This is a genomic window from Clostridium fungisolvens (assembly GCF_014193895.1).
Classification (GTDB): domain Bacteria; phylum Bacillota; class Clostridia; order Clostridiales; family Clostridiaceae; genus Clostridium_AR; species Clostridium_AR fungisolvens.
Genome location: NZ_BLZR01000001.1, coordinates 213,511 through 231,779, shown reverse-complemented (window position 1 = coordinate 231,779; position 18,269 = coordinate 213,511). Strand labels below are relative to the sequence as shown.

The 18,269-nt window shown below is 35.5% G+C and carries 11 protein-coding genes, 1 tRNA gene, 3 rRNA genes and 1 riboswitch; of the genes, 3 read left to right on the top strand and 12 right to left on the bottom strand.

Annotated features, from left to right (window positions below):
- Window positions 1–100: 100 nt before the first annotated feature.
- The 12 genes from bsdtw1_RS00935 to bsdtw1_RS00880 all read right to left on the bottom strand — a co-directional run bounded on the left by bsdtw1_RS00935 (window position 101) and on the right by bsdtw1_RS00880 (window position 15,279).
- A complete protein-coding gene (locus tag bsdtw1_RS00935) occupies window positions 101–2,233 on the bottom strand; it encodes a HelD family protein (protein ID WP_183275728.1) in 2,133 nt (710 codons plus the stop codon).
- 91 nt (window positions 2,234–2,324) lie between these two features.
- A complete protein-coding gene (ftsH, locus tag bsdtw1_RS00930) occupies window positions 2,325–4,313 on the bottom strand; it encodes an ATP-dependent zinc metalloprotease FtsH (RefSeq protein WP_183275727.1) in 1,989 nt (662 codons plus the stop codon).
- 89 nt (window positions 4,314–4,402) lie between these two features.
- Window positions 4,403–4,936: a signal peptidase I gene (gene lepB / locus bsdtw1_RS00925; protein WP_244638085.1), complete on the bottom strand. Its 534-nt coding sequence runs from the start codon at window positions 4,934–4,936 to the stop codon at window positions 4,403–4,405.
- Window positions 4,923–5,159: a DUF3006 domain-containing protein gene (locus bsdtw1_RS00920; RefSeq protein WP_183275726.1), complete on the bottom strand. Its 237-nt coding sequence runs from the start codon at window positions 5,157–5,159 to the stop codon at window positions 4,923–4,925. The genes lepB and bsdtw1_RS00920 overlap by 14 nt, the downstream gene beginning before the upstream one ends.
- Before the next feature lie 493 nt (window positions 5,160–5,652).
- Window positions 5,653–6,945, bottom strand: coding sequence for a diaminopimelate decarboxylase (gene lysA, locus bsdtw1_RS00915; protein WP_183275725.1), 1,293 nt, complete (start codon window positions 6,943–6,945; stop codon window positions 5,653–5,655).
- 313 nt (window positions 6,946–7,258) lie between these two features.
- Window positions 7,259–7,461: riboswitch (Lysine riboswitch) on the bottom strand.
- A 215-nt stretch (window positions 7,462–7,676) separates the two neighbouring features.
- Complete coding sequence (locus bsdtw1_RS00910; RefSeq protein ID WP_183275724.1) at window positions 7,677–8,366, bottom strand: beta/alpha barrel domain-containing protein; 690 nt, start codon at window positions 8,364–8,366, stop codon at window positions 7,677–7,679.
- Window positions 8,367–8,618: 252 nt separating this feature from the next.
- Window positions 8,619–9,110, bottom strand: coding sequence for an NAD(+) diphosphatase (locus bsdtw1_RS00905; RefSeq protein ID WP_183275723.1), 492 nt, complete (start codon window positions 9,108–9,110; stop codon window positions 8,619–8,621).
- Window positions 9,111–9,150: 40 nt separating this feature from the next.
- Window positions 9,151–9,843, bottom strand: coding sequence for a DNA/RNA nuclease SfsA (sfsA, locus tag bsdtw1_RS00900; RefSeq protein WP_183275722.1), 693 nt, complete (start codon window positions 9,841–9,843; stop codon window positions 9,151–9,153).
- 527 nt (window positions 9,844–10,370) lie between these two features.
- Window positions 10,371–10,445: transfer RNA gene (locus bsdtw1_RS00895), tRNA-Glu, on the bottom strand.
- Window positions 10,446–10,449: 4 nt separating this feature from the next.
- Window positions 10,450–10,567, bottom strand: a 5S ribosomal RNA gene (gene rrf / locus bsdtw1_RS00890).
- 56 nt (window positions 10,568–10,623) lie between these two features.
- Window positions 10,624–13,529 (bottom strand): 23S ribosomal RNA (locus tag bsdtw1_RS00885).
- A 230-nt stretch (window positions 13,530–13,759) separates the two neighbouring features.
- A 16S ribosomal RNA gene (locus bsdtw1_RS00880) occupies window positions 13,760–15,279 on the bottom strand.
- The 16S, 23S and 5S rRNA genes sit together here with 1 tRNA gene alongside, the layout of an rRNA operon.
- A 776-nt stretch (window positions 15,280–16,055) precedes the next feature.
- Here bsdtw1_RS00880 and bsdtw1_RS00875 point away from each other — a divergent pair.
- From bsdtw1_RS00875 to bsdtw1_RS00865, 3 genes are read left to right on the top strand one after another with little or no spacing between them, the layout of a single operon-like run.
- Window positions 16,056–16,394 (top strand): PadR family transcriptional regulator, encoded by a 339-nt coding sequence (locus tag bsdtw1_RS00875; protein ID WP_183275721.1) that lies wholly within the window; start codon window positions 16,056–16,058, stop codon window positions 16,392–16,394.
- On the top strand, window positions 16,372–16,977 hold the full coding sequence (locus bsdtw1_RS00870; protein ID WP_183275720.1) for a DUF1700 domain-containing protein: 606 nt from the start codon (window positions 16,372–16,374) through the stop codon (window positions 16,975–16,977). Before bsdtw1_RS00875 ends, bsdtw1_RS00870 begins: the two co-directional genes overlap by 23 nt.
- A 13-nt stretch (window positions 16,978–16,990) precedes the next feature.
- Complete coding sequence (locus bsdtw1_RS00865; protein ID WP_183275719.1) at window positions 16,991–17,965, top strand: DUF4097 family beta strand repeat-containing protein; 975 nt, start codon at window positions 16,991–16,993, stop codon at window positions 17,963–17,965.
- Window positions 17,966–18,269: the final 304 nt, after the last annotated feature.

Genomic DNA, 18,269 nt, shown 5'->3' with positions numbered 1-18,269 from the left:
GCATATTTAAAATAAAAAGTGCATAAAATGTTTATTCAAAACATTTTATGCACTAATATATTAATGATATATATATATAATTATAAGTTTTTATTTATAATTATAAATTAACGTTTATATCTTTTAGCATATGCAAAGCTCTAGTACTCATTATATACTTTATTAAGTCTTCATCTTTATCTTTTTCATAGTTAAAATCTACTATGATAACCCCGTCAAATTCTAATCCCTTAGCAAAGTATGATGGAATAATAACAGTTCCTCCATTATAAATTACATCTTCACTATGGAACTTCATAACAGGAGCAAATTCACGTACCTTTGAGTATATCTTATTCATATCCTCAGAGTTTCTTGTTATGATCGCGATACTTTCTAGCCCCTCGTCTTTAAAATCTTCTATAGACATAAGTATTTCATCTATTAAATCCTCTTCAGATGCTATTTCTACTGATTTTACTTCTTTTCCTTGTCTTACTAGTGGAATGACTTTTTCTTCCTTTAGGAACTTGTTAGCATAATTCATTATTTCCATAGTAGATCTATAGCTTATATTTAGGCCATAATTCTCAACATCATCTTCTGGATAAATGTCTTCAATTCTTAGCATAGCTGCTTCTTGCTCAATATCTACTAGTCTTTGATTTGTATCTCCAACTATAGTCATGCTTTTACAGCCTGTTAGTTCCTTAATAGCTTTAAATTGTAATTCACTATAGTCCTGCGCTTCATCAATAACTATATGTCTAATATCAGATTTAGCTTTCTTACCATCAAGTTTTATCATTAGATATAGTATAGGTGCTAAATCATCTGATGTGAGCTTTTTGTATCCATTAAATTTATTATAAATATTTAATATTGATTCATTATCTATCCATTCTTCTAGTTCCGCTCTAGAGTTCATAAGTTCTCTTACTATCTCTCTGATCTTTATTCTTCTATTGAATTCAATATTATTTTCTTCTATCAATAAATCATCTGGCTTTAGACTCTTTTTATATTCTTCTGTTTCTTTATTTAATTTCCAAATTCTTTCATCACGTTTATCTTTTATTTTAGATATGATAACTCTTTTAATTTTTTGACTTCTTCTAAATATAGGCATATATAAATAATCTTTTTCAAACATATTTTTTATTTCTTCTACGCCTACTATCTCTTCTCCAAAGTAATTAACAGGCTTAATTTTAAAATAACTTTGCTCTATATCCTGTATAAGCTCATCTAACTTGCCAATAAACACTTTGGATTTCTTAAGTTTAATATCTTCAATAAATTCCTTATCTCCCGATAGTACCTTTTCCATGTACTTAGGAAATTCCATAATCTCTTCATTTAAGGAAATTTGTTTTATAATAAAGCTAGTTATAGTATCTTGCTTAACCCCAACTTCTCCAAGGCTAGGAAGTACTGTAGATATATATTCCATAAATATAGAATTAGGTCCTAATATTAAAACCTTATCCCCAAGTTGCTTTCTGTTATTATATAAAAGATATGCTACCCTATGAAGAGCTATAGTAGTTTTTCCACTACCTGCAACACCATTTACAACCACAGTTTTTTCTCTAGGTCTTCTTATAATTGTATCTTGTTCGCCTTGAATAGTCATTATAACATCTTTAAGCTTTTCGCTTGAGTTAGAGCTTAAAACCATCTGTAATATATCGTCTTTAACATCTACTTCAGAGTCAAACATTCCTTGAAGTTTTCCCTTTTTTATAATAAACTGTCTTCTTTCCTTTATATCAGTCTCTATGTCCCCAGCAGGTGAATTGTAGGCAGCTTTCCCTAAACTTCCATGATAAAAAAGTGCTGCTACTGGAGCTCTCCAGTCTACAATTATAGGTTCATATCTACCTTCCTGTGTAACTCCAAATCTTCCAATATACAAACTTTCTAATAAATCTTCGTCTTCGATAAAGCCTACTTTTCCGAAGTACGGATTTTCCTTTAATATAGTAAGCTCTTTTAGTTTTCTGTCTATGGTTTTAAATGCTTCTTCTTTAACATATCTTTCATGATCAAAGTATTCCGTAACCTTATCTTCATCGTCTCTGTATTCTTCAATTACATTCTTTCTGTAATCTATTATGTATTCTGATATGTATTTGCGCTTTTCTAGGTAATTTAAAATTTCATCATTTACTATCTTTAAGGTTTCACTTAACTTTTCTTCCTCAAATAGTAATTGTAATTCTTTCTCCCTGCTTGAGTTATTATCTTCCATTCAAATCACCTTTCCCTTAAATTAATGAAGAAAAAGTTCCCCTTTGGAAACTTTTTCTCTATCTTAAAATAAACTTAACAATATATAGATATTAAGATTGAACAGTACCACTATTACCATCAATCATTAATTCTGAAGTAACTTCATTTATACTAGATTCTAAAACCAGATCTGAATATACTGGAACATCATTCTTCTTGTTCTTTCTTTCTTTTTCTAGCTTTTCAAACTCTTTCTTTTCTGCTTCTCTTTTTTCTCTTTCTACTTTTAGTTCTGGATATTTATCATATACAAATACCATAAACTCTTCTCCTGATAAAGTTTCTTTATCTAAAAGATCATTTGAAATATCATTTAATAAGTCTCTATTATTTCTTAATATTTCTCTTGCCTTTTCATGACTGTTCTTTATTATCTGTAAGGTTTCTTCATCAATTTGAGCTGCAGTTTCAGCAGAACAATTTTGAACTGGTCTTCCATCTAGATATCTATTACTTACAGATTCTAATGCCATCATATCAAACTTATCAGTCATACCATATATAGTGACCATGCTTCTAGCAGATTGTGTAGCTCTTTCAATATCGTTTGAAGCTCCTGTAGATATGATATTAAATTCAATCTCCTCTGCAGCCCTTCCACCAAGCATAACTGTAATTTCATCAATCATCTCATCTTTAGAAACCAAATACTTTTCTTCTTCTGGAAGTTGCATAGTATAACCTAATGCTCCCATGGTTCTTGGGACTATTGTAATCTTGTGTACTGGATCAGTATTCTTCAGTAAGGCCGCTACAAGTGCATGACCTACTTCATGGAAAGCAACTATTCTTTTTTCTTTAGGTGAAAGGATTCTATCCTTCTTTTCCTTACCTGCTATTATTACTTCCACTGCTTCTTCTAAATCCTGTTGAAGTACAAATTTTCTATTATTTTTAACTGCATTAAGTGCAGCTTCATTAACTATGTTTGCAAGATCTGCTCCTACTGCGCCTGGAGTACTCTTTGCTAGTGCTTCCATATCTACATTATCACTCATTTTAACATCTTTTGCATGAACTTTTAGTATAGATATTCTACCTTTTAAGTCTGGTCTATCAACTATGACTCTTCTATCAAATCTTCCAGGTCTTAATAAAGCCTTATCAAGTATTTCTGGCCTGTTAGTAGCGCCTAGAATTACTACCCCTTTAGAAGAATCGAATCCATCCATTTCAGCAAGTAATTGATTTAGAGTTTGTTCTCTTTCATCATTACCTTGGATAGCCCCATCTCTGCTCTTACCGATAGCATCAATTTCATCTATGAATATTATACATGGAGCTTTTTCTTCAGCCTGTCTAAATAGATCTCTTACCCTTGAAGCACCCATACCGACAAAAAGCTCTACAAAGTCTGATCCAGACATTGAGAAGAACGGAACCTTTGCTTCTCCAGCTACTGCCTTAGCAAGTAGAGTCTTACCTGTTCCTGGAGGTCCTACTAAAAGAGCTCCTTTAGGTAATTTAGCTCCTATCTCTTGATATTTTTTAGGGTCATGTAGAAAATCTACAATTTCTTTCAGTGATTCTTTTGCTTCTTCTTGACCAGCTACATCTGCAAAAGTTTTACCAGTCTCATCTTCAGCATAAAGCTTAGCAGTGTTCTTGCCAAAAGACATCACTCCGCCACCCATCTTCTTATCCATCTTACCAAACATTAATCTGCCTATTATAAAGAAGAATATTATAGGTGCAACCCAATAAAGTATTAAATCTGCCACCGGAAATGCATCTGGGAGCTTTCCTTGATATTTTGCACCTGAATCTTGTAAGTTTTTAACAAGATCTTTATCACCTAGGTTCACTGTATATAGTATCTTACCATAATCACTGCTTTGTTTATTTGGTATTATAGTTAGCTTTTGACTTGTAATAGTTACAGTATCTACCTTTTTATCTTTTAACATACTTTGAAATTCATCATATGTAATATTCTCTGTCATCATCTCAGTTTTAGTATAATTAAAAGCAAATAATAACCCTAAAGCTATTATTCCATATATAATAGCATATTGCCATTTCTTATTATTCTTAAACATATTTGCACCTCTTTTCATTTGTCATATTATATAAATTGCTCTCTTTATAATTGAACTTACATTTTTAAAATTATCTTTCTCTGGATAAACTACTTTAGTAGCCCAATCCTGTCAAATGGGAAAACCCTAACTCTTGCTTTTCCTTGTATATCCTTAGCATCAATATATGGATTGTTCCAATATCTTGCATCTGCAGAATTAGCTCTGTTATCTCCGAGCATTAAATACTTTCCTTCAGGAATCTTAAAACTTCCTGTTTTACTATCTGGATTCTTTACATAATCTTCTTGAAGATATTTGCCGTCAATATAAACATCTCCATTATCTTTTATCTCTACAGTTTCTCCAGGCAACCCAACTACTCTTTTTATAAGTAAGTCTTTAAGCTCATTTGAATAAAAAACCAATATATCTCCTCTTTTTATATTTTGAGGATTATAAATCTTGGTCACAAACATTTGATCACCTTTTTTTATAGTTGGATACATTGATTCTGTTGGAACTGAAACTTTGTATAAAAGAAATTTATTAATAAGCATGGCAAGCAATATAGCTGCACCAATAGGTACTACCCAATCTAATAAAAATTTGACCATAGGATTTCTATTACTACTTTTCTCCATCATTCCACATACCTTTCATTAAATCTTCTACAATTGATTTCCTTTTATCTGTTAAATCTCTGTCTATATAATAAATTGAATCTTTTTTTACCAATACATCGCCTTCTTTAGGTACTCCTTCAATATTATTGACATTAATTTTAAAAATTTCTTCATTTACCTCACAAACGGCAATATTGTTTTCTATTCTATCTATTATTATATATTCTTTAGATGATTTCATATTATCTCCTCTATTATGTATGCATCACTCCGTAATGAAATTTATTATTTTTAAATTCTCTCACCAGAACTCGTGAGAGCTTAAAAAATAGCTTTCGGATCGAAGTAGTACATCTTTAGCTGAACTACTTAACAATTAAAATACACCTTATATAAGTATATCATAATAAATTTTTTTTTCTATTGTAGATAGATAATTTAAAGGTTATTTTTCCACTTGCTGTAAATGCATTGTATAAAATTTAATTGGGTGAATTATATGATATACCTTTTCTACCTTTATGTAAATAGTTTGGCCTTAAAAATAATATATAGGCGCCACATTCTTCTATTTTACTGTTTAACTTATATTATGTTTCATTGAAAGTAAAAAACAACAGAGTGTCGATATATTCAACACTCTGTGTAAATCTTCAATTACTAGTTTATACAGATAAACTTTCTAATAAAACTAAATTTAAACTTGATTTAAAATTCAATTTTATAATATAATTCTATATTTCATTGCTAATTACATCTGCATAAGTTTCTCTTTTACAAACAAGTCTATCTTCACCATCTTTTATCATAACAACAGCTGCCTTAGGAACCTTATTATAATTATTAGCCATAGAATAACCATAGGCACCTGTTGACATTATAGCCAATAAATCACCAGTTTGAACCTTTGGTAATCTTATATTATTTATTAATATATCTCCAGATTCGCAGCACTTTCCAGCTACGGTTACGTCTTCTAGCTCGTCAGAATTGACTTTATTAGCTACTATTGATTCGTATTCAGCATTATATAACGCTGGTCTAATATTATCAGTCATTCCACCATCTACAGATATATACTTTCTTATTGACGGAACTTCTTTAATTGACCCAACTTTATATAATGTAATTCCCGCATTTCCAACTATAGATCTTCCTGGCTCTATAGTAAGTATAGGCATATCTAATCCTAAGTCTTCACAAACTTGATCAGCCTTACTTAAGATTGCTGCACAGTATTCACTTGCTGGTTTTGGTTCATCATCAGAATTATAATAAATTCCGAAACCACCTCCAAGATCAAGTTCTTTTATTAGATATCCTGTGGCATTATAAATATCCTTAATAATTGTTAGCATTATCTCAGTTGCATCTTCATAAGGTGTTATATCGAATATTTGAGATCCTATATGACAATGTAACCCAGAAAGTTCTACATTCTGTAATGATAAAACCTTATTAACAACATTTAATACATTATCGCCTATATATGCAAAGCCAAATTTTGAATCTAGCTGACCAGTCTTGATATACTCATGTGTATGAGCTTCTATACCTGGAGTTATTCTTAAATAAATTCGTTGCTTCTTATTATGCTTTCTAGCAATCTTGTCGATAAGTTCTATCTCCATTTCATTATCTGCTACAAAAGTACCTACACCAAGATCGATTCCTAGTTCAATTTCGTCAATTGTCTTGTTATTTCCATGGAAATATACTTTTTCCAACGGGAATCCAGATTTATATGCTGTAAAAAGCTCTCCACCTGACACAACATCTAAATATAGATTCTCATCTTTTATAATCCTGCACATTGCAAGAGTTAAGAATGCCTTTCCAGCGTACGCAACTCTATTATTTCTATTTTCACAATTAAATCCATTGTAATATTCTCTACAATTCTGTCTAATAAGATTTTCATCAAAAACATACAGCGGTGTAGAATATTTTTCTGCAAGCTCTGTAGCTCTAACCCCATTGATTGATAATACATTCTCATCAATATTCATACTTCCAAACAATTTCATAAACATTGCCTCCCCAATTTTAACTAATAAGATCTCTTTTACTCTTTACCTTATTATGATTTAAGTGCCACTCCTAAATTATGATATTCTTCAACATCAAATAGTGCAATCAGGCATATGTAAAATTAGCCAAAGCATTTAAGATTCTGTGATACTTAATTTTATAGCCTCTAAAAAAGTAAAAAACGTCACAGAAAATATCTGTGACGGGTAGAATTCGCTATAAGGTGAAATTGCAGAAATGAATTTTTATCTTATGATATAACTCTAAAATATATCAAAAGCCTTTGAAAATACTATATCGCAATTCTTAATCCCTTGTAGCTCTCCACTTTAATAATTGAAAGATAACACTATAATTATCTTTCTTTAAAGTGACAGTTATATACATATTATATATATAACCAGAAAAAAACTTCGCCAAGTTATCTTCTTCGGCTATTTTTCCTTTCTTTATTCATCTACACTTGCCAGCTCCAAATAAATACTTTTAAAAACAGCACCTCTACCCTAGGTTTCGTTTAATACGTTGAATCGGATAATACTTTAATATTATTAACGACTCGACATTATTCAATTTTATTTATAATTTAACTACTATGATATCATATTAAAATAAATATGCAATACAAAATAGAAATAATTAATATAGAATGTACTTCCAAAGTCTACATTTCAAGGATGATTCACTCTTAAATTATGCTTAAGAAATCATCTATATAGATATATCGCTATTCTTTATCACTTCTGTATTTAACCATAAGTTCGCTAAATATCTCACCAGAACTAGGAGGTGTATATGTTATAGCGTTTGCTCCTGCAATTATCGTCTCTTTTATACTTTCAGTTGTTGGTCCGCCTGTAGCGATAATAGGGAAGTCTGGAAACTTCTTTCTTACATTACGGACTATTTCGGCAGTATTTTTCCCACCTGAGACATTTAATATGTTAGCTCCTGCTTCTATTCTACCTTCAAAATCATCGTTTTCAGATACAACAGTAACTATTATCGGTATATCTACTGTATTTCTCAATTTACTTACAATCTCATTTGAAGTAGGTGCATTTACTACAACTCCCATAGCACCTTTAAATTCCGCATCCAATGCAAGATTTATAACTCTCATTCCTTGAGTTATACCTCCTCCTACTCCACAAAAAACTGGAACGTCTGCAGCAAGCATCAAAGCTTCAGTAATAATAGGCTGAGGAGTAAATGGATATACTGCAATTATTGCATCAGCATTAGTGTTTTTTATTATTGCAACATCAGTAGTAAATACTAATGACTTTATTCTTTTGCCGAATATCTTTATTCCACTTGCATCCCTTATAACTGCAGGCATTTCTATTAAGTGATTTCTTAGAGCTCCTTTAATCTCAGGTACATACTTTGGCTCTTTATTTGTATTTCCTATCATTTAAATATCCCCCTTTCCCTTCCATAAAAATATATAATTAATAAATTGTAAATATCAAAGAAATTAAGCAAAAACTCTTTTACAATTAAAATATATATACAAACGAATTTTGCCTTATTACAATTTCCTAAAGAATAAAAATAATTTGAAAATTAACTATATTTTAATACAACAAGTTTCTCTTGTCATTTTTTTTATATTAATTTTTCTTTAATTCATATGACAATATTATTCAAAATATAACAAATATAATTATTTTAATTCATTAAGTATCTTCCTAACTACTGCTTTTCCTATCTTATCTTCAGTCATTTCACCTATTGCATCTTCAATATTGCTCCAATCTAACCATTCCACTTCCGAAGACTTTATAATTTCTCCTGATTTGTAGTGTGCTATATATGTAAGCATGAGTAGATCTTTCCCTTTAACATAATCACTACCTAAATATTTTATGTTGTCTACTATTAATCCCGTTTCTTCTTTTACCTCTCTATAAACAGCATCTTCAGCTTTTTCATCGGGGCTGATATAACCTGAAACAAGTACTTTTGAATTTTTATATATATAGCTTTGCTTAAGTAGCAGTATCTTATTCTCCTTTATAATGGCAACAACAATACAAGGTCTTGGCACATCAAAAAACATCATATCATCCTCTGAACAATATGGTACTCCCCCCTCATCCCAACTATGTCTTTCTTCAAGCTTCTTCCCACAAAGTGGACAATATACGAATTTCATGTCATTCCCCCTAAAATTACCTTACAATATATTCTATATACTATAATATCACTTGAACTTCCCTTTTCAAAGTTATGCTGTTTGGAGTAACCTCAGAGCAATATGCAAAGACATCAACCCCATTTTTAGCTGCATATCTTAATGCCTCACCAAATTCAGGATCTGTTTCATCATGAGGCGTAAATGCTTTTATATCATCTAGTTGTATAAGAAATATAACTCCAGCTCCTTTTCCTTGTCTTTTAACCTCTACAAGTTCCAATAAATGCTTTCTCCCTCTTTCAGTAGGCGCATCTGGAAAGCTAGCAATTCCATCTTTTTCTAAAGTCACTCCTTTAACTTCTAAATAATATTCTGAGCCAATATCATCACTAAGTTTAAAATCAAATCTGCTATTTCCAAAAGTTTTTTCTCTCATTATTATATTATATTTCTCCAAGGAAGGAATCATTTTATTTATCAGTGCCTCTTGTACTACCTTATTTGGGATATGTGAATCTATACTTATGAGATTTTCCCCTTTGTATGCAGCTATTAAATCATATTGTGTTTTTCTTTCCGGCGAATCCTCCTTTCTAAGTATAACCGTTGTTCCTGGTATCAAGATTTCTTTGCATCTCCCTGTATTGGGAACATGAGTCATTATTTCCTTACCTTCTAGTACTACATACCCTTGAAATCTATTTGGCCTTTTAACGAATACTGCTTCTAGCACAGGTTTCTCTATTAACATATTAATCACCTTCATAATATATTTAAGATAGTTATCCACATTATTCACACATATTGTCCACATAAAATGTGTGCAATGTTAATACTTAACCATAAAATTTATATCTTCCCTTATAATTATTGCTTTTATGTAAGTTTTTGTAGGTTTATATACTATTTTGTTGTAGCATATTTATTAAATTGAGTATGCTAAACTCTAATAATTAACCTAATTATATTATTTTCTTATGGCATATGGCAATAAATATTAGTTTTCCCACTACTTATCCACATTTATTCACAGGTTTGTATACAAAAATGTGGACAACTAATATAAAAATCGGCTTTTTTGTGAATAAATCAATACTTTTTATAAAAACAACTTTTTTCTACATTTTCTCCGAAAAAAATACTAATTTTATAGACAAAAATAAGGAATTACCCTTAAGAGTAACTCCTTATATATTCATTTATAGGCTTCAGCCCTATTACGTTCTACACATATATAAACTCGATAAACTCCGGAAGTAAATCGAGTTATATAAGTTATGGTGACTCCTAGGGGAATCGAACCCCTGTTACCACCGTGAAAGGGTGGTGTCTTGACCGCTTGACCAAGGAGCCATGAACCTAGCGACCACTTACTCTCCCACACAGTCGCCCATGCAGTACCATCAGCCGTCTAAGTCTTAACCTTCGTGTTCGGTATGGGTACGGGTGTAACCCTTAGACGCATCATCACTAGATATTGAAAGATTATTCTTTCAAAATTGCACTTAAGTTTACTTTGTAATATCTTGTATTGGTCAAGCCCTCGACCTATTAGTATCGGTCAGCTGAACATGTTACCATGCTTACACCTCCGACCTATCAACCTCGTGTTCTTCGAGGGGTCTTACTAGCTTACGCTATGGGAAATCTAATCTTGAGGTGGGCTTCACGCTTAGATGCTTTCAGCGTTTATCCCTTCCCGACGTAGCTACCCAGCTATGCTCCTGGCGGAACAACTGGTGCACCAGAGGTCAGTCCATCCCGGTCCTCTCGTACTAAGGACAGCTCCTCTCAAATTTCCTACGCCCGCGACGGATAGGGACCGAACTGTCTCACGACGTTCTGAACCCAGCTCGCGTGCCGCTTTAATGGGCGAACAGCCCAACCCTTGGGACCTACTTCAGCCCCAGGATGCGACGAGCCGACATCGAGGTGCCAAACCTCCCCGTCGATGTGGACTCTTGGGGGAGATCAGCCTGTTATCCCCGAGGTAGCTTTTATCCGTTGAGCGATGGCCCTCCCACGAGGTACCACCGGATCACTAAGCCCGACTTTCGTCCCTGCTCCACTTGTGGGTGTCGCAGTCAGGCTCCCTTCTGCCTTTGCACTCTACGAACGATTTCCGACCGTTCTGAGGGAACCTTTGGGCGCCTCCGTTACTTTTTTGGAGGCGACCGCCCCAGTCAAACTGCCCACCTAACAATGTCCCGTCACCAGCTTCATGGTGCCCGGTTAGAATCCCAGTACTGTCAGGGTGGTATCCCAAGGACGACTCCACATCCCCTAACGAGGATGCTTCCAAGTCTCCCACCTATCCTGTACAGACAATACCGAAACTCAATGCTAAGCTACAGTAAAGCTCTACGGGGTCTTTCCGTCCAATCGCGGGTAGCAAGCATCTTCACTTGCACTACAACTTCGCCGGATTTACAGTTGAGACAGTGCCCAAGTCATTACGCCATTCGTGCGGGTCAGAACTTACCTGACAAGGAATTTCGCTACCTTAGGACCGTTATAGTTACGGCCGCCGTTTACTGGGGCTTAAGTTCACCGCTTCGCGTTACCGCTAACGATTCCCCTTAACCTTCCAGCACCGGGCAGGCGTCAGCCCCTATACATCAGCTTTCGCTTTAGCAGAGACCTGTGTTTTTGCTAAACAGTTGCTTGGGCCTATTCTCTGCGACCTACTCTCGTAGGCACCCCTTCTCCCGAAGTTACGGGGTCAATTTGCCGAGTTCCTTAACTGTAATTCTTCCGCCGGCCTTAGGATTCTCTCCTCACCTACCTGTGTCGGTTTGCGGTACGGGTACTACATTTCTCCCTAGAAGCTTTTCTTGGCAGCGTAGAATCAAGTACTTCAGCCTAAAAGGCCTTCCCCATCACACCTCAGCTAATACAGGCGGATTTGCCTACCTGTATACCTAAGTGCTTAGACTAGCATCCAATAGCTAGCACACTCTATCTTCCTGCGTCACTCCATCGGTAATAACGATTTGCAGTAGTATCGGAATATCAACCGATTGTCCATCACCTACGCCTTTCGGCCTCGGCTTAGGTCCCGACTAACCCTCAGCGGACGAGCCTTCCTGAGGAAACCTTAGGTTTTCGGCCACTAGGATTCTCACCTAGTTCTCGCTACTGATGCCAACATACTCACTCGTAATCAGTCCACCGCTCCTTACGGTACGACTTCAGCCCGATTACGACGCTCCCCTACCCCAGCAGATAAATCTGCTAGCCGTAGCTTCGGTGATAAGTTTGAGCCCCGAACATCTTCGGCGCAGGATCTCTCGACTAGTGAGCTATTACGCACTCTTTTAATGAGTGGCTGCTTCTAAGCCAACATCCTAGTTGTCTTAGAAATCCCACATCCTTTTCCACTTAACTTATACTTTGGGACCTTAGCTGACGATCTGGGCTGTTTCCCTTTTGACTACGGATCTTATCATTCGCAGTCTGACTGCCGGACTAATACTATATGGCATTCGGAGTTTGATAAGGTTCGGTAAGCGATATGCCCCCTAGCCCATTCAGTGCTCTACCTCCATTAGTCATATCCGACGCTAGCCCTAAAGCTATTTCGGGGAGAACCAGCTATCTCCGAGTTCGATTGGAATTTCTCCGCTATCCACAGCTCATCCCATGGTTTTTCAACACCAACGTGGTTCGGTCCTCCACGAAGTTTTACCTTCGCTTCAACCTGGCCATGGATAGGTCACCCGGTTTCGGGTCTACGGCATGCAACTAGTCGCCCTATTCAGACTCGGTTTCCCTTCGGCTCCGTACCTTAAGTACTTAACCTCGCTACATACCGTAACTCGTTGGCTCGTTCTACAAAAAGCACATCATCACACACATATGGTGCTATGATCGGTTGTAGGCACACGGTTTCAGGTTCTATTTCACTCCCCTCCCGGGGTTCTTTTCACCTTTCCCTCACGGTACTTCTTCACTATCGGTCATCAAGTAGTATTTAGCCTTGGGAGGTGGTCCTCCCTGCTTCCCACAAGGTTTCACGTGTCTCGTGGTACTCTGGAGCAGAACTATGGTCTTCTTGTTTCACTTACAGGACTATTACCTTCTACGGTGTATCTTTCCAGATATCTTCAATTACAATAGCCACCAATGTTATGTTCTGTCCGCAACCCCAAAGATAAATCTTTGGTTTGGGCTCTTCCGATTTCGCTCGCCGCTACTGACGGAATCGATTTTTCTTTCTCTTCCTCTAGGTACTTAGATGTTTCAGTTCCCTAGGTTTACCCTCCTATAGCTATGTATTCACTATAGGATACGTAGGGTTACCTACGTGAGTTTCCTCATTCGGAGATCTTTGGATCACAGGCTATTTGCGCCTACCCAAAGCTTATCGCAGCTTGTCACGTCCTTCTTCGGCTCTTGATGCCAAGGCATTCACCATGCGCCCTTTGTAGCTTGACCTATCAAATCAAATTTGAGTTACAAATTTGCTGATTTACTAAAATACTAGCGTGCATTTTAGCAATCAATTTATTACAAAGAATAGTAAATATCTTTACTTTAACTTATGTGCAATTTTCAAAGAACAATCTGAGATACTTGGTATCTCAAAATTAAACAGAGAGAGATTCTAACCAGAATTCGTATATATTAAGTCTGAAATGCATCAGTACTTAATAATTTCTCCATAGAAAGGAGGTGATCCAGCCGCAGGTTCTCCTACGGCTACCTTGTTACGACTTCACCCCAATCGCTGACCCTACCTTCGGCTGCTGCCTCCCTTACGGGTTAGCTCACAGACTTCGGGTATTGCCAACTCTCATGGTGTGACGGGCGGTGTGTACAAGGCCCGGGAACGTATTCACCGCGACATGCTGATTCGCGATTACTAGCAACTCCGGCTTCATGTAGGCGAGTTTCAGCCTACAATCCGAACTGGGACAAGTTTTTGAGATTTGCTCCACCTCACGGTCTTGCGTCTCTTTGTACTTGCCATTGTAGCACGTGTGTAGCCCTAGACATAAGGGGCATGATGATTTGACGTCATCCCCACCTTCCTCCCGGTTAACCCGGGCAGTCTCGCTAGAGTGCTCAACTAAATGGTAGCAACTAACAATAAGGGTTGCGCTCGTTGCGGGACTTAACCCAACATCTCACGACACGAGCTGACGACAACCATGCACCACCTGTCTTCCTGTCGGTACCAAAGGTACCGACTTCCCCGGTTAAGGGTAATTCAGGAGATGTCAAGTCTAGGTAAGGTTCTTCGCGTTGCTTCGAATTAAACCACATGCTCCGCTGCTTGTGCGGGCCCCCGTCAATTCCTTTGAGTTTTAATCTTGCGACCGTACTCCCCAGGCGGGATACTTATTGTGTTAACGGCGGCACGGAGGTGTTGAAACCCCCACACCTAGTATCCATCGTTTACGGCGTGGACTACCAGGGTATCTAATCCTGTTTGCTCCCCACGCTTTCGAGCCTCAGTGTCAGTTACAGTCCAGAAAGTCGCCTTCGCCACTGGTGTTCTTCCTAATCTCTACGCATTTCACCGCTACACTAGGAATTCCACTTTCCTCTCCTGCACTCTAGATATCCAGTTTGGAATGCAGCACCCAAGTTAAGCTCAGGTATTTCACATCCCACTTAAATATCCACCTACGCTCCCTTTACGCCCAGTAAATCCGGACAACGCTTGCCACCTACGTATTACCGCGGCTGCTGGCACGTAGTTAGCCGTGGCTTCCTCCTTGGGTACCGTCATTATCGTCCCCAAAGACAGAGCTTTACAACCCGAAGGCCTTCATCACTCACGCGGCGTTGCTGCATCAGGGTTTCCCCCATTGTGCAATATTCCCCACTGCTGCCTCCCGTAGGAGTCTGGACCGTATCTCAGTTCCAATGTGGCCGATCACCCTCTCAGGTCGGCTACGCATCGTCGCCTTGGTGAGCCATTACCTCACCAACTAGCTAATGCGCCGCGGGTCCATCTTATAGCGGATTGCTCCTTTGATTTTCATTTCATGCGAAACGAAAATGTTATGCGGTATTAATCTTCCTTTCGGAAGGCTATCCCCCTCTATAAGGCAGGTTACCCACGTGTTACTCACCCGTCCGCCGCTAAGAAAGTTCCGAAGAACTTTCTCCGCTCGACTTGCATGTGTTAGGCACGCCGCCAGCGTTCGTCCTGAGCCAGGATCAAACTCTCAATTTAAAGTTTAATCATAGCTTACTTACTTAGTAAGTCTTTTTTCAAAAGAATTGCTGGTTTAGTTTAAGTCTAGTTTTAGACTTTGTTTATCTTCTCTGTTTAATTTTCAAAGACCAAGTTGTTTTGCTGTTTTTCTGACAGCTTTTATATCTTACCACCGTAAGATTTTCTTGTCAACACATTTTTTTGAACTTTTTTAATTTATTTAAAAATCTTTATTCAAAAGTTTGTGTTCATCACTACAACCTTGTCGCAGCGACGTGTTTTATAATAACATGTGTCTTATCTTGTATATATCTCTATTTCAGCCAAATATGTGTATTAGATTTAATTTCCTATGTAATACTTAAAAATAATAAGTATTTCTTATATTGATACACCAGGTACTGTTTCTAAGTATATAGATCAAATATGCCTCATATACTGAATAGTTAATATAACTTTTCCTCGATAATTTCTATATTATAGATGCATATATCCTACCTTCATTATTTAAAAAACATAATAATCATCATTTCTATTATTAAATATACCTTGCTTCATAGATATTTTTATAATCTAACGTTATATATTCTTGACAGCTTATCCAATTCTTAAGATTTTCTTAAACATTGTTTAGTACCTTGCATTATATAATACCGTTTCATATACTATAGATATGAAGAAGCTATCCAATAATTAGAAAATCAACTTCTTAGATGAATATAAACTTTTCAATAAATACATTAGATAAAAAAAATTGTTTTTAGGATATTTAAAATTAATAAAGAGGTGATTTAGTGAATATACAGTTAAAGAAAGGTGTTTTAGAACTATGCGTACTTTCTGTATTGGCCAGGAAAGATTGTTATGGATATGAGTTAGTAAACGAAATATCAAAAAACATTCAAATATCAGATGGAACTATATATCCAATACTAAGAAGACTTACAGAGGAAGGTTACTTCACAACTTATCTACAAGAATCTCAAGAAGGTCCGCCAAGAAAGTATTACAGACTAACAGAACTCGGGTACAAAACAAAGCTAGAATTAGAAACAGAATGGTTTAGCTTCTCAAAAAGTGTAAATATGATTATTAAGGGGGAAAATCCTGATGGACAAAAATCAATTTCTTAATATACTTTCAAACGGATTACTTGATTTCCCAGATAAGGAACGCAAGGACATACTTTATGACTACGAAGAACATTTTGACGTAGGCTTAGCACAAGGAAAAACTGAAGATCAAATAATAAATGAATTAGGAGATCCTCACGCTATCGTAAATCAATATAGAAGTGGTACAAATCGAAACTATTATAACGACACTCAAAGCAGCCAAACTTACAATAACAACAATGTTAATTCCAATAACAAGGCCTTGGCTATAATACTGATAGTATTATTATTACTTTTTAGTCCAGGAATACTAGGAATAATAATTGGAATCCTTGGAGGAATGATTGGTTTAGTTGCTGGAGCTTTTGGAATAGCTATAGCTGGTCTTGCTGTTGCTCTAGGCACTACTTTCGGTTCAGTTTTCGGTATATTTACCATCCCTACAGGTATTGCAGCTTTACCTGCAACTGCTTCTCTATTAATCGGTATAGGAACTTTAGCTCTAGGTATATTGTGCACTATAGGATGCTTCTACCTAATCAAAGCATTTGTAATGCTCATAATTAAATTTGTAAAATGGATAATATCCGTTTTCAGATAGGGATGGTGATAAAATGAAAAATACATTTATGAAAAGATTTTGTATAATGTTAGCAGCTATAATGTTAATATGCTACGGTTCAGCAGCTATAATACTGAAGTTATCTAATTTTAGTTTTTCACAATTAATTAATAATGGTAATGACTTTTCTTTTAATATTAACAAAGGGTTCAACTTTAGTACCGGCTTTAATAAATATAATTATGATCTTAATGACGAAATCAATGAAAATTTAGATGGTGTAGACAACATCCAATTATCTTTTGTAAGTGGTGATATAGTATTTCACGAAAATAATGAAAATAAAATTAAAGTTACTTTATCAGGCAGTCTACGAAGTAGTTCTGAATTAACTGCCCCAAAACTTCAATACTCTAAAAATGGATCTACTATAAAAGTTTCCATTCAAAAAAGTTCTTTTTTCGGAAGCTATTCACTAAATTCAAAGGTAGATATATATCTTCCTAAAGATTACTCAAAAAATCTTTCTGTATCATCAGTATCTGCAGATATACTTTTGTCTGATAAAAAGTTTATTAATCTCGAAGCTGTAACTACATCAGGAGATATTAAACTATCTAATATTACAGTAGATTCTCTTAATATAAAAACAGTTTCTGGTGATATGTCTGGATCTAATATAACGAGCAACAAGCTTGTAGCGGATGCTGTTTCAGGCAAAATAGATTTTGATAATTTTGAAGGAGTTACTAAAGCTTCAACTATATCAGGTGATATAACTATAAAGTATGCTAATTTGATAGGTAATATCGATGCTCACTCAACCTCTGGAGATATGAGATTAGGTTTACCTGATAGCAGCTCGTTTACTCTTGATTCCTCATCTACTTCAGGTGATATAAATAGCAGATTTTCTCTAAACAACACTTCTTCCGGTAAGAGAAGCCTAAGCGGTTCTTACGGTAATGGAACTAACAAGTTATCTCTTCATACAACTTCTGGAGATATAACATTAAATAAAAATTAGTATTTTTATAAATTTTAAAGATTGCATGTACAGATAAACTACTTCAGTCACTAAACTCCAAATAAAGATTTCGATGGTTCTACGAATCTTTATTTGGATAAATTCTAGTATGAAGTAGTTTATCTATATGCAATCTTTTTTACTATATAGGAAAATGATTTTTTTATGCAGGCTAAACCTGAAGGTTTTAATAGCTTTGCAAGCCTTATAAGAATATATAGTAAAAACCAAAACTTATTCTCCTACTAGAATTTCCTTGCATATAATTATTTTTGGGAAGAAAAATAAAAAATATATAGATTTT